Raw genomic sequence first — 19,850 nt, forward strand, 5'->3', positions numbered from 1 at the left:
GCCGCCGAGGACACCCGGGCCGCCCTGGCCGCGGGCCTGGTGCCCCCACGGGCCGAACGCCGACGGCCCCGCCCCCGCGCCCTCGCCGTGCTCCTGCGCACGCTCGGCCCGCTGGCCCTGCTCGGCGGCTGGGCGCTCGCCTCCGCCACCGGCGCACTCACCCAGGACGTGCTCGCCTCGCCCGGCCAGGTCGCCGAAGCCGTCGGCGAGTTGTGGGGCAACGGACAGCTGACCGACGCCCTCACCGTCTCGCTGACCCGGGCCGGGCTCGGGCTCCTCCTCGGCGCCACCACCGGGCTGGTGCTCGGTGTGGTCACCGGATTCACCCGCCTCGGCGAGGAGTTGCTCGACTCGGCGATCCAAGTCCTGCGCACCGTACCGTTCCTGGCGCTGGTCCCGCTGTTCATGGTCTGGTTCGGCATCACCGAGACCGCGAAGGTGGCGCTGATCGGGGTGGCCACCAGCTTCCCGATGTACGTCTCCGCCTCGGGCGGCGTCCGCAACACCGACCGCAAGCTGGTCGAGGCGATGCGGAGCTTCGGTCTGGGCCGCTGGGCGATCGTGCGCACCGTCGTGCTGCCCGGGGCGCTGCCGTCGCTGCTGTCGGGGCTGCGGCTCTCGATGACACTCAGCGTGATCGCCCTGATCGCCGCCGAGGAGATCAACTCCACCGAGGGTATCGGGTACTTGATGGCCCAGGCCCAGAACTACTCGCGCACCGACGTCCTCGCCGTCTGCATCCTGATCTACGGGCTGCTCGGCCTCGCCGCCGACGGCATCGTCCGGATCCTGGAACGTCTGCTGATGCCGTGGCGCCGCGCCGTCCCGGGAGTCGCCCGATGACCACCCCCAGCACCCCGTCCTCCACCGTCCAGGTCGGCGCCCCCGCCACCGGCCCCACTGCCGTCCCGGCCGTCCATCTGCGGGGTCTGCGAAAGGTGTTCGGTGCCCGGGCGGTCCTCGACGGGGTCGACCTCTCCATCGCCCGGGGTGAGTTCGTCGCACTGCTCGGCGCCAGCGGCACCGGCAAGACCACCCTGTTGCGCATCCTCGGTGCGCTCGACCAGGCGGACGAGGGCACGGTGCTCGTCCCGCCGGTGCGCACGGTGGTGTTCCAGGAGCCGCGGCTCGTACCGTCGAAGCGGGTGCTGCCCAATGTCACGGTCGGCCTGCCGCGCGGCGCCGCGACCCGGGAGACCGGACTGCGGGCGCTCGCCGAAGTCGGCCTGGAGCGGCACGCCGAGGCCTGGCCGGCCACCCTCTCGGGCGGTGAGGCGCAGCGCGTGGCGCTCGCCAGGGCGCTGGTGCGCGAGCCGCAGCTCCTCCTGCTGGACGAACCGTTCGCAGCCCTGGACGCCCTGACCAGGCTGCGCATGCAGGACCTGGTGGGGGACCTGGTGCGCAGGCACCGTCCGGCCGTCCTGCTGGTCACCCACGACGTGGACGAGGCCGTCCGGCTCGCCGACCGCGTCGCCGTCCTGCGCGACGGCCGGCTGGTCCGGGACGACGCCGTCGCCGTCGATCACCCCCGTGACCCCGCCGACCCGGCCTTCGCCGAGTTGCGGCGCCGGCTGCTCGCCGATCTCGGCGTCCACTGAACGTCGGCCCGCGGCGACCCCGCCCGCCGCGGGCCGCCCGCGCCGCCCGCAGTCCTTCCTCGCACCCCGTCCGTCTCCTGCACGATCCGCACGCACCACCGGAGTTGACCAGATGACCGTCACCCTCGGCGTCCACGCCAGCAATCCCTCGCTCTACTACCTCGCCCGGCTTCCCTATCTGGACGAGGAGTTGGCCCCGCTCGGCGAGCGCGGCAGCTTCCACCACTACACCGACGGCACCCGCACCGGGGAGCTGCTCGCCGACGGCACCATCGACTTCGGCGGCACCGGGTCGACCCCGCCGATCACCGCCCAGGCGGCCGGCCACGACCTGGTGTACGCGGTGGTCTCCGCACCCCGCCCCGATCACGGTGCGCTGCTGGTCCTGGACGCCGGGCCGGTCCGCACGGTCGCCGACCTCAAGGGCGGCACCGTCGTCCTCGGCATCGGCTCCTGGCAGACCCATCTGCTCGCCAAGGCCCTGCACGCCCAGGGCCTTTCGTACGGCGAGGACGTCACCCCGGCCCGCCCGGCGGTGGGGGAGGACCAGGCGCGGCGGCTGCGCGAGGGGGAGATCGCGGGCTGGATCGCCCAGGGCGCCGAACTCGCCGCCGCCCGTCGCGGCGGGGAGTTCCGCGAGCTGATCCGTACCGGTGACGTCATCACCGATCGCTCGGTCTTCTTCACCCGCCGGGACTTCGCCGCCACGCGCCCCGAGGTGGTCGCCGCGATCGCCACCGCACTGCGCCGGGCGGACGCCTGGGTGGCGGCCCACCCGGCCGAGGCCGCCGCGATCGCGGCCGGGGAACTGGGTGGCACGGCCGCCGACTGGCGGACCGCGCTCGCCGCTCTTCCCTGGCAACTGGAGCCCGCCACGGCCGGGTTCGTCGCCGAGCAGCAGGAGGCCGCGGACATCTTCCACCGGGTCGGCTTCATCGGCCGGCCGCTGACCGTCGCCGACGCCCACCTGCCCGCCCTGGAGGCCCCGGTGGCCGCCGCGCTCGGGAAGGACCGCTGACCGTGGCCTCCGAAGTCCTCTGGTACATCATCCCGCGCGAGGGGCACTACCCTTGGGAACCGGCCGGTCGCCGCCCGGTCGACCTGCGCTACCTCCAGCAACTGGCCGGCAGCGTCGAGCGCCTGGGCTACACCGGCGCGCTGCTCGCGACCGACCTGTACGACGTCTGGACGCTCGGCAGCGCGCTCGCCGCCGCCACCGGGCCGGGCTTCAAGCCCTTGCTGGCCGTCCACCCCGGCCTGGTCTCGCCCACCCTGCTGGCCAAGATGGCGCTCAGCTTCGACCACCAGTACGGCGGACGGCTGCGCTTCAACGTGGTCAACGGCTCGACCGCGCAGCTGCGCGAGTACGGACTGGACGTCGAGCACGACGACCGCTACCGGCTCAGCGCCGAGTACTGGTCGATCGTCAAGCGCCTCACCTCGGGTGAAGTCTTCGACCACGAGGGAGAGTTCTACCGGCTGAAGAACGCGGGGGCGAGCCTGCGCGAGCTCACCCCGGTGCAGCCGGGCGGTATCCCGCTCTGGTTCGGCGGCAGCTCACCAGCGGGCATCGAGATGGCGGCCGAGCACGTCGACGTCTACCTGACCTGGGGCGAACCCCCGCACCTGCTCCGGGAGAAGCTGGACCGGGTCCGCGAGCGCGCGGCCGCCCACGGCCGGACCCTGCGGATCGGACTGCGGTTGCACCTGATCGTCCGGGACACCGAGGACGAGGCCTGGGCGGCCGCCGACCGACTGCTCGACGTGACCAGCCAGGCGACGTACGCCCGGCAGCTGGGCTCGGCCGAGGGCGAGGACGGCGTCGGCTGGCAGCGCCAGTTCCGTCAGCACGGCGGCAAGGTCCCGGCGCGTGCCCGGGAGCTGGAGACCCACCCGAACCTCTGGCCGGGCATGAGCCTGTTCCGCCCCGGGCCGGGGACGGCGGTGGTCGGCTCGACCGCCCAGGTGGTCGAGCGGCTGCAGGAGTTCGAGGCCCTGGGCGTCGACACCTTCATCCTCTCCGGCAATCCGTTGCTGGAAGAAGCCCACCGGGTCGCCGAAACCGTCCTGCCCGCGCTGGGCATCCGGCGCTGACGGCTGACGGCTGACGGCTGACGGCTGACGGCTGACAGGTCACAGGTAACAGGTAACAGCGAACAGAGTTCAGCGAACAGATGACAGCTGACAGATTTCGAAATCTGTCAGCTGTCATCTGTCATCCGTTGCCCGTGCCCCGCCGTCCGTCAGCGGCTCAGCCGGTCGATCTCCGCCAGCTCCTCCTCCGTCAGCGGCCCGCCGGCCAGCGCGTCGAGGTTCTGGTCCAGCTGGCCCACGCTGCTCGCCCCGATGATCACCGAGACCACCCGCGGGTCCCGCAGCACCCAGCACAGCGCCAGCTGCGCCAGGCTCTGCCCGCGCTGCTCGGCGACCTTGTTCAGCGCCCGCAGCTGCTCCAGCTTCGGCCCGGTCAGCACCTCCTCCTTCAGGAACTTGCCGACCGACATCCGCGAGCCCGCCGGCACCTGCCCGGTGAGGTAGCGGTCAGTCAACAGGCCCTGGGCGAGCGGAGAGTAGGCGATCAGGCTGGTCTGGGTGTCACCCACCGCCTCCAGTACGCCCTGCTCCTCCACCGTCCGGTTGAGGATCGAGTACGCCGACTGGTTCAGCAGGACCGGCGTCCCCAGCTCGCGCAGGATCGCCACCGCCTCCCGGTGCTGCTCCGCCGGGTAGTTGGAGATCGCGGCGTACAGCGCCTTGCCCGAGCGCACCGCGCTGTCCAGCGCCCCCATCGTCTCCTCGAGCGGGGTGTCCGGGTCGTAGCGGTGCGAGTAGAAGACGTCGACGTAGTCCAGCCCCATCCGCCCCAGCGACTGGTCCAGGCTGGCCAGCAGGTACTTGCGGCTGCCGCCGTTGCCGTACGGGCCGGGCCACATGTCCCACCCGGCCTTGCTGGCGATGAACAGCTCGTCGCGGTACGGCCGGAAGTCCTGCGCGAACAGGTAGCCGAAGTTGCGCTCGGCGCTGCCGTACGGCGGGCCGTAGTTGTTCGCCAGGTCGAAGTGGGTGACACCGCGGTCGAAGGCCCGGTGCAGCACCGCCCGCTGCACGTCCAGCGGTTGGGCGTCACCGAAGTTGTGCCAGAGGCCCAGTGAGACGGCGGGCAGCTGCACGCCACTGCGGCCGGCCTTGCGGTAGGTCATCGAGGCATAGCGGTCATCCGCGGCGAGGTAGCTCATGCCGGACATCTTGCCAGCCGGACCGGCCCGATCAAGCCCTTGCCCGGTTTCCGGGCCGCTGCATATCCTCGCGGAGGACCGTGCAGGGCCGGTGCAGGGCCGTACAGGCCGCGCAGGCCGGGCGGCGTCGAGCACCGCAGGGCGCCGCGAGCGAGGCGAAGGGGGAGCGTGATGGCAGTCCGGACCGCGATCACCGCGCCCCGCTGTTGTTGTCGCCCCCGCCGCAGCACCGTGCGCTGACACCGCTCGCCGAGCCGCCCCGCCCGCCGGGACCTCCCCGGGCGGGTCCCCGGTCCGTCCTCCGGTCCGCCCCGGTGCTGCCCGCCCGAGCGCAGCGCCACCGCACCTCCCCGGTCCGGTACCGCGAACCTCCGCGCCGCGAATGTTCCTCACCGAGAACGTTCCGCACCGCGCCTCCCGCGTCCCGCAGCGCTCCGGGCGGCCCGGCGCCGTCCCGCCTTCCGACCATCGAGCGCCCCAAGGAGACCGCCGTGCGGTTCACCGTCTCGTCCCTCGTCGCCAATGCTCCCGATCCCGTCACCGGGGTCCGGCGCAGCGCGGAGCAGAAACTGCGGAACGTGATCGACCAGGCCGTCCTGGCCGAGCAACTCGGCTACGACGGCTACGGGGTGGGGGAGCGGCACGGCGAGCCGTTCCTCTCGCCGGCGCCTCCCGTGCTGCTGAGCGCGATCGCGGCCCGCACCACCACCATCCGGTTGTTCACCGCAGTGACGGTACTCAGCGTGCTGGATCCGGTCAGGGTCGCCGAGGACTACGCGCTTCTGGATCAACTGTCCGGCGGCCGGGTCGAGTTGATCATCGGCAAGGGCAACGACCCGCGCCACTTCGGCCTGTTCGGTCTGCCCGAGGAGCGTCAGTGGTCGGCGCTCGCCGAGAACTACGAGCTGCTGCGCCGGCTCTGGCGCGAGGAGGAGGTGAGCTGGCAGGGGTCGACCCGCCCGCCGCTCGCCGGGGCCACGGTCTGGCCGCGCCCGCTCCAGGATCCGATCCCGGTCTGGCACGGCAGTGCGACGAGCACCCGGTCCACCGACCTGGCGGCGCGGTACGGCGATCCGCTGTTCTCCGCGAACGCCTTCCATCCGCTGGCGAAGTACCGGGCCCTGGTGGAGCACTACCGCGAGCGCTGGGAGCACTACGGCCACGACCCCAAGGAGGCCCGGGTGGGTGCGGGTTTCGGTGGACTGTACGTCGCGAGGCGTTCGCAGGACGCGGTCGAGGGTTTCCGCCCCTACTGGGACGCGATGTTCAACTCGGCGGCGGGCAGGCACAACAACTCGCCGTTCGGATCGTTGGAGGACGCGCTGGCGGAGGGGTCGGCCCTGGTCGGGAGTCCGCAGCAGGTGATCGAGAAGATCCACCGCTACCACGAGGCCTTCGGCAACGAGGTGGTCGGCATCGGAGTTGACGCGCTGACCGAGGACGCCCAGCGGGCGCAGTTGGAGCTGTTCGCGGCGGAAGTCGCCCCGGTGGTCCGGCGGGAGCTCCCCTGAGGGACGGGCGCCGCTCCGCAGGACGGCGCAACCCTCCGCCCGATGTGGCTACTCCGCGTGACGCCCGCGACCGTCGGTGACGTGACGCGCGCCACCAGTGGCGGCGGAATGCCCGTCGGCGGCGCGGGGGATGACGAACGGTCGAGGGGCCGTGGCCGCCGGGGGGCGGCGCACGGCCCTCGGTCTTCGTCCCTCGCGACCCCTCTCGCCTCCTGCCCTCCGCCCGGCGGGCGGTCCGGAGCGGGGAATCCGCTTCCGCCTGTACCTACTGGTATGTACAGTGAACACATGACCACCCAGGACCGCCTCATCGAGAGCACCCAGGCCCTCCTCTGGGAGCGCGGCTACGTCGGCACCAGTCCGAAGGCCATCCAGCAGCGCTCCGGCGTCGGCCAGGGCAGCATGTACCACCACTTCACCGGCAAGCCCGACCTCGCGGCCGCCGCCCTGCGCCGCAGCGCCGAACAGATGCGCGGCATCGCGGAGGTGGACCTCGCCGCCCCCGGCGGCGCGTACGACCGGATCGCCGCCTACCTGCACCGCGACCGCGAGGTGCTGCGCGGCTGCCGGATCGGCCGGATGGCCCAGGACCCGGACGTGGTCGCCGACCCGCAGCTGCGCGCCCCGGTCGAGGAGACCTTCGACTGGCTGCGCGGCCGGATCGCCGACCTGATCGCCGAAGGGCAGGCGCACGGCGAGTTCGCCCCGGCCCTCGATCCGGCGGACACCGCCGCCGCCGTGGTCGCGGTCGTCCAGGGCGGCTACGTCCTGGCCCGTGCCGCGGACAGCGCCGCACCCTTCGACCAGGCCGTCCGCGGCGCCCTCGGCCTGCTCGCCGCCCACCGCCGGGCCTGACGACCAGGCGCCGCCCGAGCAGGCAACGCCGCACCTGACGAACCCCCTCCGCCCGACCGCTCACACGCCGTCAGTCGCGTCAGCCCCAGCCCCAGCCCCGGGAGTCCGCCGTGCACGCCATGCAGTACGAGATCACCCTCCCCGCCGACTACGACATGGGCGTCATCCGCCGGCGCGTGGCCGACAAGGGCCACCTGCTCGACGCCCACCCGGGCCTCGGCCTCAAGGCCTATCTGATCCGCGAGCGCGGGCAGGACGGCTCACCGGTCAACCAGTACGCGCCGTTCTACCTCTGGCGCACCGCCGAGGGCATGAACGGCTTCCTCTGGGGCCCGGGCTTCCGCGGCCTGAGTGCCGACTTCGGCCGCCCCGTCGTCCACCACTGGCTCGGCGCGGGCCTGGTCGCGGGCACCCGGACCGAGCAGGCCCCGACCACCGCGACCCGCGCGACCGTGCCGCTCCCCGAGGGCGCCGACCCGGCCGAGGCGGTCGAACAGGCCCTCCGGGCCCTGGCCGAACTCCCCCAGCACCCCGGCCTGCACACCGCAGCCGTCGCCGTGGACCCGGGCCGCTGGGAACTGCTCAGCCTGGCCCTCTGGCACGGCCCGGCGCCCGACGGCGTGCCCGGTGCCCGCTACCGGGTGCTGCACCTGTCCCGCCCCGAACTCGACCGGCTGCCGACCGGTCGCCACTGGTGAAAGGTCCCCTCCCCGCGATGTCCGCTGCCACCCCGCCGGCCGTCACGCCGGTCCCGCCCGCCCTCACGCCGGCCCCGCTCGACCGCGAAGCCGGCTACGCCCTGCTCGCCGAGCTGGCCGGCCCGGCCGCCGCCGAGACCCTCGGCGGACTGGAGCCGCTCGCCCCCGGATTCCCCGACTGGATCGTCACCAGCCTCTTCGGCGGCACCTACCAACGCCCCGGACTGGCCCTGCGCGACCGCCAGATCGCCAACCTGGCCGCGCTGACCGCCCTCGGCGGCGTCGAGCCGCAGCTCGCCGACCACGTCCGCAACAGCCTCCGGATCGGGCTGACGCGGGAGGAGATCACCGAGGTCATCGTCCACCTCGCCCCGTACGTCGGTGTGCCCAAGGCCCTGGCGGGCCTCCGGGTCGCCACCGCGACCTTCACGGCGGCCGACTCCCCGACGACCTCTCCGTCCGACTCCCTGACCGGCGCCCCGGCGGTCACCCCGACCGAGACCCCGAGGGAGCGCCACGCATGACCGCCACCCGCACCGTACGGACCGTCCTGGGCGACCTCGCCCCCAGCGAGCTGGGCGTCACCGACTCCCACGACCACCTGTTCTTCCGCAGCCCGCTCCTCCCCGGTCAGGAGCTGGACGACCCGGCCGCCGCCGAGGACGTGCTGCGCGCCTACGCCACGGCCGGCGGGCGCACCTTCGTGCAGTGGACCCCCCGGGGCCTGGGCCGCGGCGCGGCCGCCCTCGCCGCGCTGTCCCGCGCGACCGGCGTCCAGCTCGTCGCGGCCACCGGCGCGCACCAGGCGGCCCACTACCCGTTGGGCCGGTTCCCGGCCGCGGACGACGGCCCGACGACCCCGTACCCGGACCTCGCCGAGCGCTTCGTCGCCGACCTCACCACCGGTCTCCCCGACGCCGCCCCCGGTGTCCGGGCCGGCCTGATCAAGATCGCCGACGATGCGGGCCCGCTCACCGCGCACACCCGCCGGACGGCGGCCGCCGCCGCCGAGGCGCACCACGCCACCGGCGCCCCCATCGCCGTCCACCTCGAACCCGCCGGCGACCCGCACGGGCTCCTGGACCGGCTCTCCGGCCGCCACGGCGTCCACCCCGACCGGATCGTCCTCGGCCACCTCACCCGCTTCACCGACCGGGCCGTGCACCGCAGCCTCGCCGCCGAGGGTGTGTTCCTCTCGCTGGACAGCCCCTCCCGGATCGGCCACCCGGACGACCTCCAGGCCTTCGACCTGATCGCCGACCTGGTCGAGGCGGGCCACGCCGACCGCCTGCTGCTCGGCGCCGACACCACCAGCCGGACGGCCCGTGCGGCCGGCGGCCCCGTCCGGCTGCTGACCGAGCTCGCCCCGCGGCTGGCCGGCGCGTTCGGGCCCGAGCTGCCCGACCGGCTGCTGGTCGCCAACCCGGCGGCCGCCCTGGCCACCGACTGGCGCGCCCCGTGAGGAACCCGCGCCCGTGAGCACCCGTTGACGAGGACCGGTGCCCGGGTCGGAAGAGCCACCGCACCAGGGGCGCCGCACGGGCCGGGCGGATGACGGACCGGTCGACCGACCGGCGGACCGACCGGCGGACCGACCGGCCCACGGCTCGCGCCGAGGGCTCGTGCGGCGGGCGGCGTGCCGGTCCTCCGGACGGCCGCCCTGACCGACGTGCCGCACGCTGCGCCGCACCGTGCTCCCCGGCAACGAACCCGCGCCGATCCGCTACCGGCGCCACGGGGCCGTCCCGCTCCCCGAGTCCGGCGAGCGAACTCCTCCCCGACGGGATCAGCCGTCCGCTGCTGCCGGCGCACCAGCCGCTCCGACGGCCGGCCGGGGAGGACCGGGCCTGCGGGCCGGACCCGCCGACCCGGGCGCGGGGACGCCGACGGGGCCTGTGCCGGATGGGGGACGGCACAGACCCCGCCGCGGGCCGGACCGACGGCTCACATGTGGGTGCCGCCGTCGATGCGGAGCTCGGTGCCGGTGACGAAGGCGCCGTCGTCGGAGGCGAGCATGGCGATCACGCCGGCCACCGTCTCCGGGCCCGCGAAGCCCTGGCCGAGGGCGGGGGAGAGCTTGGCGAGCAGGCTGAAGTCGGCGTCGGCGGGCAGGCCGGGGTTGTTGGTCATGCCGCTGTCGATGCTGCCCGGCGCGACGCAGACCGCGCGCAGGCCCTGCTTGGAGTACTCCGAGGCGATCGCGTGGGTGAACGACTGGATGCCGCCCTTGGTCGCGGCGTAGGCGGCCATGTAGGGGTGGGCGAAGGTCGCGGAGGTGGAGCTGAAGTTGACCACCACGCCCCTGCCGTTCGCGAGCAGCGCGGGGAGCGCCTCGCGGGTCATCAGGAAGGTGCCGGTCAGGTTCACCGCGAGGAGCCGGTTCCAGAACTCCAGGGTGGTCTCGTGGGTGTGCGAGGAGCGGAGGATGCCGGCCGCGTTGACCAGGACGTCCAGGCCGCCCAGGCCCGCGATCGCCTCGGCGACGCCCGCCACCACGGCGGTCTCGTCGGCGATGTCCAGCACCTGGACGGTCAGCCGGTCGGCGGTGCCGTCGGCGGTCGCGCGGTCCAGGGTCCTCTTCAGGCCGTCCTCGTCGACGTCGACTGCGACGACCCGGCCGCCCTCGGCGAGGACCCGGTGCACGGTCGCCTGGCCGATGCCAGAGCCGCCGCCGGTGATCAGGACGTTCCGTCCGCTGAAGCGCTCCATGGTGGTTCTCCTTCGTTCGCGGTCTCTCGACCTTGAGAGGCACGGTACGCCTTCATGGCACGTTGCGCCAATAAGTCTCGACGTGCCATGCCAGCGCCATCTGCCACTGCGACGCGATGTGCCACGGTGCCGCCCGGATGCGTACGCTGACCCCTGTGACCGGACGCCCGACCCTGACCCAGCGCCGCCGTGACGCCACCCGGCTGGAGATCGCCCGCACCGCCGCCGCGCTCTTCGCCGAGCGGGGCGCCGAGGCGACCACCGCCGAGGAGGTCGCCGCCGCCGCGGGCATCTCGCTGCGCACCTTCTACCGATACTTCTCCGTCAAGGAGGACGCCGTCGCCCCGCTGCTGGCGGCGGGCGGGCAGCGCTGGGTGGACCTGCTCGCCGGGAGTCCGGCCGAGCTGCCGCTGCGCGACGCGCTGGAGCGGTCGGCGGTCGAGTCGCTGACCCCGGCCGACGACGAGGCCGTCGAGGCGATGCACTGGACCCGCAGTCTGCTGCGCGACCCCCGGCTGGACGGCACCTGGCAGCGGGTCCACTCGGCGTCGGAGGAGCGGTTGCGGTCCGTGCTGGCCGACCGCTGCCCGGAAGGCGCCGACCCGCTGGAGATCCGGCTGGCCGCCGCCGCGGCCACCGTGGCGATCCGGGTGGCCCTGGAGCAGTGGGCGGCCTCGGAGGCGTCGGTGACCGGCCCGGGCTCCCCGCAGGACCTCGGGGCCCGCTGCATGCGCGAGCTCACGGCGGGCCTGCGGCTCTGGGGTCGGACGGCCGAGGCGTGGCCCCACGGCCGCAGCCGCACAGCCGCCGATCAGCTTCCTCCCAGCTCCCGCTAGGGTTGGTCCTCGCGCCCCGGTGGGGGAACCGGGGTGACCACCTCGGATGTCCCTGAGCGGAGGGGGCGTGGAGTTCGAGGCGTGGGAGCAACTGGGACATGGGTCTGACGAGCCACAAAGTGCTGGCGCTGACCGTACTGATAGCGGTCGTGATGATGGTCGGCACGGTCTGGCTTTGGCCCAGACTCGCCAGGAAGAGCTGGCAGGCGGTGCTCGGCCGGATCGGCACGCTGCTCGCCACCCAGCTCACGGTGCTCGCCGCGCTCGGCCTGGTGGCCAACAACTACTTCGCCTTCTACAGCAGTTGGGACGACCTGCTGGGCACCGGCAGCACCGGTCCGGTGGTGATCCACAACAAGGCGGACGCCTCCGGCCGCCTGCTCGTGGAGACCATCGGCCAGGCCTCGGTCAAGGGCGGTGGCGCGATGGGCCGTGAGCCCGGCCAGTCCGGCGAGATCCGCAAGGTCCGGATCGACGGCAAGGAGAGCCGGCTGTCGACCGAGGGCTTCGTCTACCTGCCGCCGCAGTACTTCCAGCCCGAGTACGCGCACCGGCAGTTCCCAGCCGTGATCGTCAGCACCGGGTTCCCAGGAATCGCCGAGAACCTGATCACCCGCTTCAACTACCCGGGTGCGGCGCTCAAGCTGCTGCAGGAGGGCCGGATGCAGCCGACCGTCATGGTCATGCTGCAGCCCTCGCCCGCCCTGCCGCAGGACACCGAGTGCGAGGACATCCCGGGCGGCGCCCAGTCCGACACCTACTTCACCAAGGACGTCACCTCGGCGATCCAGGCCAGCTACCGGGTCTCGACCGATCCGCACGCCTGGGCCTTCATGGGCAACTCGACCGGCGGCTACTGCGCCGTCAAGCTGGCCATGCGCCACCCGGACGTCTTCCCGACCGCGGTCTCCCTGTCCGGGTACTACGACGCCGCCGACGACCCGACGACCGGTGACCTCTTCGGCGGCAGCAAGCAGCGCCGCAACGAGGCCGACCTGATGTGGCGGCTGAAGAACCTGCCGCAGCCGGACGTCTCGGTGCTGCTGGCCGGCACCAAGAAGGGCGACGGCAACTACAAGCGGGACACCGAGGCGTTCGTCGAAGCGGTGCAGAGCCCGATGAAGGTCTCGTACAGCATGCTGGAGAACGGCGGCCACAACTTCGAGACCTGGAACGCGCTGCTGCCGTCCTCACTGGAGTGGCTGTCCCAGCACCTCAAGGTGCCCGCCCAGCCGGGCCGGACCGCCTGACGGACGGGGTCGCCCGGGCCGGGACCCCGCTCAGGCCACCCACTCCAGCGTCCCGGTGTGCAGCTGGCCGACCCGGCCGCCCTCGCCCTCGAAGGTCCAGAAGGCCCGTACGGTGAGTGCGTTGAGGTCCATCACGTGACTGACGGTGATCCCGCTCTGCTCCGTCCAGCTGACGAAGTAGATCTCCGGAGCGACCTCGGCGACGTGCAGCCGCACGTCCTCCCACTGGCCCGCCGACTCGCCGAGGCCCTCCCACCGCAGCCGGGTTCCGTCGGCCGAGTAGGAGTTGCGGAAGGCCGCGCCGTTGTCGACCCGGAAGACGTAGGTACGGCCGGCGAAGGCGGGCAGGGGCGCGGTCATGGTGGGGCGGGACCTCTTCTCGGGAGCGAGCGGCAGGGTGCGGTCGGACGTGCGGTCGCACGGTCACGGACCGTGCGGATCGTGCGGGTCGGGCACGGTGCACTTGTGCACCGCGGAAAACGTCAGGGTTCCAATTTATCCGACCGGGCGGACTCGGGCGGCCCCGCACCACGGTACGGTCCGCCACCGCCCGGCCGCGCACGGTGTGCGACCGGCACATGGGCGTCGACGGCACGCCGGTCCTACCGTCCACGCCCATGAGACGCACCCCCACGACCACCCCCGCGCACACCCCCACGACCAGCCCCACCGGGACCCCCACGAACAGCACCCCCGCCGGACGCACCCCCGCCGGGCTCTGCGCCCTGCTGCTGACCCTCACCGCCCTGCTCCTCGGCGTCCCCGCCGCCGGTGCGGCGAGCGGCGCGCCCGCAGCGGTGGCCGCCGCCCCGCCGGTCCTCGAAGCGACCTTCCCCGCCCCCGGCAACGGCTGGGCGAAGGTCGAGCGCTACCTCGACCCCACCCCCGGATTCCGCGCCGAGCAGTTCCCGGCCGACGGCCGCGGCGATCAGGAGGGCGCCCGCCGCACCTACTTCGGCACCGGCGAGCCCTCCTCGGCCCGGTTCCTGCTCTACTCCGCCACCGGCTGGGACACCGGCGGCACCGGCACGCCCGTCCTGCTGGTCCACGGCGCCAACGACAGCGCCGACCGCGCCTGGGCGAACCCGGGGGAGAGCGGCAGCTGCGGGGCGTCCAGCTGTCCGTCCACCGGCCTCGCCCAGTACCTGGCCGGCACCGGCCGCCGGGTCTTCGCCGTCGGCTTCGCCCACAAGCAGGGCGACAACCTGCTCCAGGCCCAGGCCGTCGGTGACGCGCTCGCCCTGATCCGGGCCCGGCTCGGCGTCCCCCGGGTCGACGTGGTGGCCTGGAGCAAGGGCGAGGTGGCGGCGAGGGCGTACGTGTCCTCGGTGCGCCCCTCCTGGGGGCGGGCGTACGCGGGGGACGTGCGCCGCCTGGTCACCCTCGGCGGGCCGAACGGCGGGCTCGACTACGTCTACGCGCACGGCTGGGACTTCGACCTGGTCACCTGGCCCGCCTGCGGGGGCACCGCCAACGCGCCGTCCCCGCACCTGTTCATGACCTGCTACGGCACGTACACGGCGCAGCCCTGCCTCGGGGTGCTGCCGACCGGAGGCAGCGACTGCTACCCGGGCCAGCGCCAGCTGCTCGCCCGCTGGGACGCGACCTACGGGGTGGACACCACCGCCCAGGACTGGTGGACCACCTACTACGGCGGCCAGGGCTTCTACACCTCCGGGCAGGGCATCCAGGCGGCCGTCGACGCCGGCTCGCTGATCGCCCCGCTCCAGCGCGCCGGGATCCCCGCCTCGGTGCCCACCTACCTGCTGGCGGGCGGGTCGGCCGACATCCCGGGGGTGCTGAACGAGAACCGGGGGCCCAGCGACGGCATCGTGTTCACCGCGAGCGCCCTGGACACCACCGGGATCGCGACGGTCGGCGGCACCCGGCTGCTCACCGGGCTCAACCACCTGGAACTGGCCTGGGCGCCGGACGCCGAGGCCCAGGTCGCCCGCTGGCTCGACTGAACCGCCGGGCACCGCCGCGCGATTGATCAACTCGGCCACCACGCAGCGTGGTTGATCGACACCACTGTGAGCTGTGCGACAACCGGCCGGATCCGGTTGTCCGTTCACGGACGGCCTGCCTAGCCTGCAACCGTCGTCCGCCGTCGCGGACCCCGCCGCCGGGACGCCGAGTCCCGTCCACCCGCCGGCGGGTACTCGAGCACCACAGCGGACGGGAGCGGGGGAACCAAGGTCAGTGCCCGGCCCGTGCGCACCAGCGTGCGGGCCGCGGCTAGGGGTGAAGCCGCTCCACAGGCGGCCGGGCAACTGCAGCCCGAATCCGACAGCTCACCTCGCAGGCGTCGCAGAGGACACCCCATGCACCAGCCTGCCCGGCGCCGCCGCGCGCCCCGCCACGCCCGTCCCTCCCGCCGCGGCCGCAACGCCGCCCTCGCCGCCACCGGGGCGCTCGCGATCACCGGCGCCGGCCTGCTCGGCCTGCCGTCGGTCCCCGGCGCCCAGGCCGCCACCGGCCCGACCGTCACCCAGGACCGCCTCGGCCCCGCCACCATGGTCGCCGGCAAGGCCGCCACCGCCTCGCTGGGCCTGCACTCCTCGTCCTGCTTCACCGCGAAGACCGTCGGCGTCGGCGTCCGGGACGCGCACGGCGCCAACCTGGACTTCCCGGGCAGCGCGGGCAACGTGCGAATATGCCCGAGCGGGTTCGCCTTCACCAGCGGTGCCCGCTCGCTGCCCGCCGGGACGTACACCCAGTTCGGCTTCTGGCAGGACCTCGGCGGCACCTGGCACAACCTGCCCTCGCAGCAGCTGGTGGTCTCGGCCACGGCGACGCCCACCCCGGCCCCCACCCCGGCCCCGACGGCGAAGCCCACCACGACCCCCACCACGACCCCCACCACGACCCCCACCGCGACGCCGTCGCCGACCGCCACGGCCACCCCGACGACCCCCGCGCCGTCCTCCCCGATCGCCGGCAAGTCGCTGACCTGGTCGGACGAGTTCAACGGTCCGATCGCCTGGGGTCAGCGCTGGGTCGGTGACAAGAGCACCGCGTACAAGTACGGCAACCACAACCCGGGTGACAACAAGCTCGACTGGCTGAACAAGAACAACGTCACCGTCGCGAACGGCGTCGCCACCTTCACCGCCACCCCCGGCGGACCGGCCCTGGAGAACGGGCAGCAGTCCTGGAACACCGGTTTCCTGACCACTGAGGGCTCCGCCGAGGGCTTCCAGGTCAAGACCGGTGACTACGCCGAGGCCCGGGTCAAGATGCCCTCCGTGGCCGGCGCCTGGCCCGCGCTGTGGAGCTGGAAGAACGGCAACGGGGAGATCGACTCCTTCGAGTACCACCCCGACAACCCGAGCCTGCTGGAGCTGACCAACCACGTCAACCCGAGCGACCCGGAGTACTACACCGACACCAAGGCCGTGGCCAAGGACCAGTGGGTGACCATCGGCACCTACTACGGCGCCAACTCGGTGGACTGGTACGTCAACGGCGTCAAGGTGCACTCGGACAACAAGGGCGTGGGCGCGAACTTCTCCGCGTACCTGATCCTCAACCTCTCGGTGAGCGCGGGCAAGTACCACCCGGCGCCGCAGGGGAACACCCCGATCAGCTTCTCCGCCGACTACGTGCGCGTCTACCGCTAAGCCGTCCGGCCGGGGTAGCCGCCCGAGGACCAGCCGCTCTCAGGAACCGGCAGCCCGCCGACCTCGCCGAGGTCGAGCGGCTGCCGGTTCCTGCGTCACGGGACCTTCATCGCCAGGAAGTTGACGGACCGTCAGGGGGCCAGCACCTGCCCGAGGCGGGTCGCGATCTGGTGCATCACCGGGACCAGTGCGGATGCTCCCGCCTGCTCCTCCAGCGCCCGGATCCGGGCCTCCGGGCCGGACACCGACAGGGCGGTGGGCGTCGGCGCGCCCGGGACCGCGAGCGCGATGCAGCGGACGCCGATCTCCTGCTCCTGGTCGTCGACCACGTAGCCGCGCTCGCGCGCCTCGGCGAGCTGGTCCATCAGCTCCTGCGGGTCGGTGAGGGTGTACTCGGTGTGCGCGGGCAGCGGGTTGGGGCCCAGGACCGCGCGCGCCTCGTCCTCCGGGAGCTGGGCGAGCAGCGCCTTGCCGACGCCGGTGCAGTGCGGTTGCACCCGCCGTCCGACCTCGGTGAACATCCGCATCGAGCGCCGCGACTGCACCTGTCCGACGTACACCACCTCGCCGCCCTCCAGCACCGCCAGGTTGGCGGTCTCGCCGGTGGCCTCCATCAGCTCGGCCAGGTACGGGCGGGCCCAGCTGCCGAGCAGTCGGCCGGCCGTCTCGCCGAGCCGGATCAGCCGGGGGCCCAGGGTGTAGCGGCGTGCGGTGTCCTGGCGGACATAGCCCTGCTGCACGAGGGTACGGACCAGTCGGTGGATGGTCGGCATCGGGAGGCCGGACGTGGTGGAGAGCTCGCTGAGCGTGGCGACCCCGCCCGAGTCGGCCAGTGCCTCCAGGAGTTGGAAGGCGCGCTCGACGGACTGCACGCCGCCGCTCGCGCGGTCGGCGCCTGTCGTCGGTGCTGTGTCGGGGGTCGCAACCACCGGCGTTCCCTTCGCTGTCGGGGAGGAGTAGAGTCCCGGCGACCTCTTCAACAAACCGTTGAAATTCTGTATCGCGGAAACTAGTCTCCACCTTACAGAATCGAACTCGCCGACAGGCGGGTAACGATCGAGGAAGTTCCCGAGGAAGTTCCCACCGGAGCTCCCTTCGCCAGGCTCAACCGTCTTAGGAGTGTCCTGCTCATGGCTGCAGATCAGGGACCCGGCGCCTCCCCCGCCGCTCCGGTCGTCACTGTCGCCGGACCGCGCGTCCACCGGGCGGAGGAGGTGCTCACCCCGGAGGCCGTCGCCTTCGTCGTGGGCCTCCATCGCGCCTTCGAGGGCCGTCGGCAGGAGCTCCTGGCCAGGCGGAGGACCCGACGCGCGGAGATCGCCCGCACCGGCACGCTGGACTTCCTCCCCGAGACCGCCGACGTCCGGGCCGGTGACTGGAAGGTCGCCGAGGCGCCGCGCGCCCTCCAGGACCGCCGGGTCGAGATCACCGGCCCCACCGACCGCAAGATGGTCGTCAACGCGCTCAACTCCGGGGCGCGGATCTGGCTCGCCGACTTCGAGGACGCCACCTCCCCGACCTGGGAGAACGTGGTCAGCGGCCAGGTCAACCTGATCGACGCCTTCGAGGGCAGGATCGACTTCACCAGTGCCGCCGGCAAGGCCTACACCCTCAAGCCGGCCGCCGAACTCGCCACCGTCGTGGTCCGCCCGCGCGGCTGGCACCTGGACGAGAACCACCTGCTGGTCGACGGCGTCCCGGTGGCCGGCGCCTTCGTCGACTTCGGCCTGTACTTCTTCCACAACGCCGCCCGGCTGATCGCCAAGGGCGCCGAGGACCCCAACTCCGGCCCGTACTTCTACCTGCCGAAGACCGAGAGCCACCTCGAGGCCCGGCTCTGGAACGACGTGTTCACCCACGCCCAGGCCGAGTTGGGCATCCCGCACGGCACCGTCCGGGCCACCGTGCTGATCGAGACCATCACCGCGGCCTTCGAGATGGACGAGATCCTCCACGAGCTGCGCGACCACGCCGCCGGCCTCAACGCCGGGCGCTGGGACTACCTGTTCTCGATCGTCAAGAACTTCCGCGACGCCGGCGAGCACTACATCCTGCCGGACCGCAACAGCGTCACCATGGCCTCGCCGTTCATGGCGGCCTACACCCGGCTGCTGGTGCGGACCTGCCACCGGCGCGGCGCCCACGCGATCGGCGGCATGGCCGCCTTCATCCCCAGCCGCAAGGACCCGGAGGTCAACGCGGCCGCCCTGGAGAAGGTCAAGGCGGACAAGGACCGCGAGGCCGGCAACGGCTTCGACGGCTCCTGGGTCGCCCACCCGGACCTCGTCCCGGTCGCCCGGGCCTCCTTCGACGCGGTGCTCGGCGAGCGCCCCCACCAGAAGGACAACCCGGGCCCGGCCGAGCCGGTCGGCGCCGCCGAACTGCTCGACATCGCCGGCGCCGGGGGCACCTGCACCCGTGCCGGGCTGCACAACGCCGTCCAGGTCGGCCTCCGCTACATCGAGGCCTGGCTGCGCGGATCCGGTGCGGTCGGCATCTTCAACATGATGGAGGACGCCGCCACCGCCGAGATCTCCCGCTCGCAGATCTGGCAGTGGATCCACAACGGGGTCGTGCTCTCCGACACCGGCGAGAAGGCCACCGCGGAGCTGGTCCGCAACCTGGTCGCCACCGAACTGGCCGAGCTCCGCGCCGAGTCCGGCGACCAGGCCTATCAGGGCGGCCGCTGGACCGAGGCCGCCCAGCTCTTCGAACAGGTCGCCCTGGCCGAGGAGTTCGCGGACTTCCTGACCCTCCCCGCGCTGCCCCTGCTGGGCTGAGCACCAATCTATCCGTCGGCGCCTCCGCTGCCGCCTGCCGGGTTGTAGCAGTCGCACCGCCCGATGCTCCGTTCCGTACGGCGACGAACCCACCTGTCCTCTCGTCGCCGTGCGGAACGGTCTTTTCTTTGTGAGGAGTTCACTGATGGCACGCATCTTCTTCAACGGTCAGGCGATGGCCGGCGGACCGTTCCACGGCAAGGTCGCCGACGCGCTGATCGGCCCGGCCCGCACCGCGCCCGGCTACCGCTTCTTCTCCATCGACCACAGCGGCGGGACGGACGTCTGCCCCGGGCTGCTGGCCGATCCGGCGGTGGACAGCGCGATCGAGGGGGAGCTGTACGAGATCAGCCTGGAGCGCCTGCGGGACGTCATCCTGCCGGGGGAGCCCCGGGAGCTGGAGCTCGGCGTGATCGAGCTGGCGGACGGCTCCGCGTGCTTCTCGATGCTGCTGGCCCGGGGTGAGGTCGAGCGCGGCGTGCACCGCGAGATCACCCACCACGGCGGCTGGCGCGCCTATCTGGCGACGCTGGGGCGCACGGCCTGACGGGTGACGGCGAACAGAGTTCAGCGGACGGATGACAACTTTCATCATCTGTCCGCTGAACTCTGTTCGCTGAACTCCGTTCGTTGAAACCTGTCCGCCCAGGCCCGTCCGCTCAGGCCCGTCCGCCGCCCGCCCGTCGAACGCCGCGGCCCCGCACCCTCGCCGTGGGTACGGAGCCGCGGTCCGCACGCCCGAACGGGCGTGCGG

At 73.1% G+C, this 19,850-nt stretch carries 19 protein-coding genes and 1 riboswitch; of the genes, 15 read left to right on the plus strand and 4 right to left on the minus strand.

What is annotated here, in order from left to right:
• The first annotated feature begins 36 nt into the window (after positions 1-36).
• From AB0O91_RS19650 to AB0O91_RS19665, 4 genes are all read left to right on the plus strand, one after another.
• Entirely contained in the window at positions 37-843 is an 807-nt protein-coding gene (locus AB0O91_RS19650; protein ID WP_363434656.1) for an ABC transporter permease, read from the plus strand.
• Entirely contained in the window at positions 840-1,598 is a 759-nt protein-coding gene (locus tag AB0O91_RS19655) for an ABC transporter ATP-binding protein (protein ID WP_363434557.1), read from the plus strand. Before AB0O91_RS19650 ends, AB0O91_RS19655 begins: the two co-directional genes overlap by 4 nt.
• 112 nt (positions 1,599-1,710) lie before the next feature.
• Entirely contained in the window at positions 1,711-2,616 is a 906-nt protein-coding gene (locus AB0O91_RS19660) for an ABC transporter substrate-binding protein (protein ID WP_363434560.1), read from the plus strand.
• Between the two features lie 2 nt (positions 2,617-2,618).
• The gene (locus AB0O91_RS19665) at positions 2,619-3,692 is read left to right on the plus strand and encodes an LLM class flavin-dependent oxidoreductase (RefSeq protein WP_363434562.1); all 1,074 of its coding nucleotides are present in this window, start codon (positions 2,619-2,621) and stop codon (positions 3,690-3,692) included.
• A 149-nt stretch (positions 3,693-3,841) separates the two neighbouring features.
• Here the strand turns inward: AB0O91_RS19665 and AB0O91_RS19670 are convergent, their stop codons facing one another.
• Positions 3,842-4,834: an aldo/keto reductase gene (locus AB0O91_RS19670; protein ID WP_363434563.1), complete on the minus strand. Its 993-nt coding sequence runs from the start codon at positions 4,832-4,834 to the stop codon at positions 3,842-3,844.
• A 491-nt stretch (positions 4,835-5,325) separates the two neighbouring features.
• Between AB0O91_RS19670 and AB0O91_RS19675 the strand changes: the two genes are divergently transcribed.
• The 5 genes from AB0O91_RS19675 to AB0O91_RS19695 all read left to right on the plus strand — a co-directional run bounded on the left by AB0O91_RS19675 (position 5,326) and on the right by AB0O91_RS19695 (position 9,360).
• Positions 5,326-6,345, plus strand: a complete 1,020-nt coding sequence (locus AB0O91_RS19675) for an LLM class flavin-dependent oxidoreductase (protein WP_363434566.1) — start codon at positions 5,326-5,328, stop codon at positions 6,343-6,345.
• Positions 6,346-6,633: 288 nt separating this feature from the next.
• Positions 6,634-7,200: a TetR/AcrR family transcriptional regulator gene (locus AB0O91_RS19680; protein WP_363434569.1), complete on the plus strand. Its 567-nt coding sequence runs from the start codon at positions 6,634-6,636 to the stop codon at positions 7,198-7,200.
• A 110-nt stretch (positions 7,201-7,310) separates the two neighbouring features.
• A complete protein-coding gene (locus AB0O91_RS19685) occupies positions 7,311-7,898 on the plus strand; it encodes a DUF4865 family protein (RefSeq protein ID WP_363434572.1) in 588 nt (195 codons plus the stop codon).
• A gap of 17 nt (positions 7,899-7,915) precedes the next feature.
• Positions 7,916-8,422, plus strand: coding sequence for a carboxymuconolactone decarboxylase family protein (locus AB0O91_RS19690; RefSeq protein ID WP_363434575.1), 507 nt, complete (start codon positions 7,916-7,918; stop codon positions 8,420-8,422).
• The gene (locus tag AB0O91_RS19695) at positions 8,419-9,360 is read left to right on the plus strand and encodes a phosphotriesterase (protein WP_363434578.1); all 942 of its coding nucleotides are present in this window, start codon (positions 8,419-8,421) and stop codon (positions 9,358-9,360) included. Before AB0O91_RS19690 ends, AB0O91_RS19695 begins: the two co-directional genes overlap by 4 nt.
• Before the next feature lie 482 nt (positions 9,361-9,842).
• Here AB0O91_RS19695 and AB0O91_RS19700 read toward each other — a convergent pair whose 3' ends face one another.
• Positions 9,843-10,607, minus strand: a complete 765-nt coding sequence (locus tag AB0O91_RS19700; RefSeq protein ID WP_363434581.1) for an SDR family NAD(P)-dependent oxidoreductase — start codon at positions 10,605-10,607, stop codon at positions 9,843-9,845.
• A gap of 116 nt (positions 10,608-10,723) precedes the next feature.
• Here AB0O91_RS19700 and AB0O91_RS19705 point away from each other — a divergent pair, with 116 nt between their 5' ends.
• Both AB0O91_RS19705 and AB0O91_RS19710 read left to right on the plus strand, forming a co-directional pair.
• The gene (locus tag AB0O91_RS19705) at positions 10,724-11,443 is read left to right on the plus strand and encodes a TetR family transcriptional regulator (protein WP_363434584.1); all 720 of its coding nucleotides are present in this window, start codon (positions 10,724-10,726) and stop codon (positions 11,441-11,443) included.
• A 98-nt stretch (positions 11,444-11,541) separates the two neighbouring features.
• Complete coding sequence (locus AB0O91_RS19710) at positions 11,542-12,693, plus strand: alpha/beta hydrolase-fold protein (protein WP_363434587.1); 1,152 nt, start codon at positions 11,542-11,544, stop codon at positions 12,691-12,693.
• 30 nt (positions 12,694-12,723) lie between these two features.
• On the opposite strand, the gene AB0O91_RS19715 is transcribed toward AB0O91_RS19710, so the two are convergent.
• Positions 12,724-13,053 carry a phenolic acid decarboxylase gene (locus AB0O91_RS19715; RefSeq protein ID WP_363434590.1) on the minus strand — a complete coding sequence of 110 codons (330 nt, stop codon included), beginning with the start codon at positions 13,051-13,053 and terminating at the stop codon, positions 12,724-12,726.
• A 257-nt stretch (positions 13,054-13,310) separates the two neighbouring features.
• On the opposite strand from AB0O91_RS19715, the gene AB0O91_RS19720 reads away from it, so the two are divergent.
• Together AB0O91_RS19720 and AB0O91_RS19725 are read left to right on the plus strand one after the other, a co-directional pair.
• Positions 13,311-14,660, plus strand: coding sequence for a lipase (locus tag AB0O91_RS19720; RefSeq protein ID WP_363434593.1), 1,350 nt, complete (start codon positions 13,311-13,313; stop codon positions 14,658-14,660).
• 190 nt (positions 14,661-14,850) lie between these two features.
• Positions 14,851-15,016, plus strand: a riboswitch (cyclic di-AMP (ydaO/yuaA leader).
• A 1-nt stretch (position 15,017) separates the two neighbouring features.
• Positions 15,018-16,316, plus strand: a complete 1,299-nt coding sequence (locus AB0O91_RS19725) for a glycoside hydrolase family 16 protein (protein WP_363434595.1) — start codon at positions 15,018-15,020, stop codon at positions 16,314-16,316.
• Positions 16,317-16,447: 131 nt separating this feature from the next.
• Here the strand turns inward: AB0O91_RS19725 and AB0O91_RS19730 are convergent, their stop codons facing one another.
• Complete coding sequence (locus AB0O91_RS19730; protein WP_363434598.1) at positions 16,448-17,245, minus strand: IclR family transcriptional regulator; 798 nt, start codon at positions 17,243-17,245, stop codon at positions 16,448-16,450.
• Between the two features lie 201 nt (positions 17,246-17,446).
• Here AB0O91_RS19730 and aceB point away from each other — a divergent pair, with 201 nt between their 5' ends.
• The gene (gene aceB, locus AB0O91_RS19735; RefSeq protein WP_363434601.1) at positions 17,447-19,096 is read left to right on the plus strand and encodes a malate synthase A; all 1,650 of its coding nucleotides are present in this window, start codon (positions 17,447-17,449) and stop codon (positions 19,094-19,096) included.
• A 145-nt stretch (positions 19,097-19,241) separates the two neighbouring features.
• Complete coding sequence (locus AB0O91_RS19740) at positions 19,242-19,643, plus strand: gamma-glutamylcyclotransferase (protein ID WP_363434604.1); 402 nt, start codon at positions 19,242-19,244, stop codon at positions 19,641-19,643.
• Positions 19,644-19,850: the final 207 nt, after the last annotated feature.

It is taken from the genome of Kitasatospora sp. NPDC089797, from assembly GCF_040684795.1.
GTDB lineage: Bacteria > Actinomycetota > Actinomycetes > Streptomycetales > Streptomycetaceae > Kitasatospora.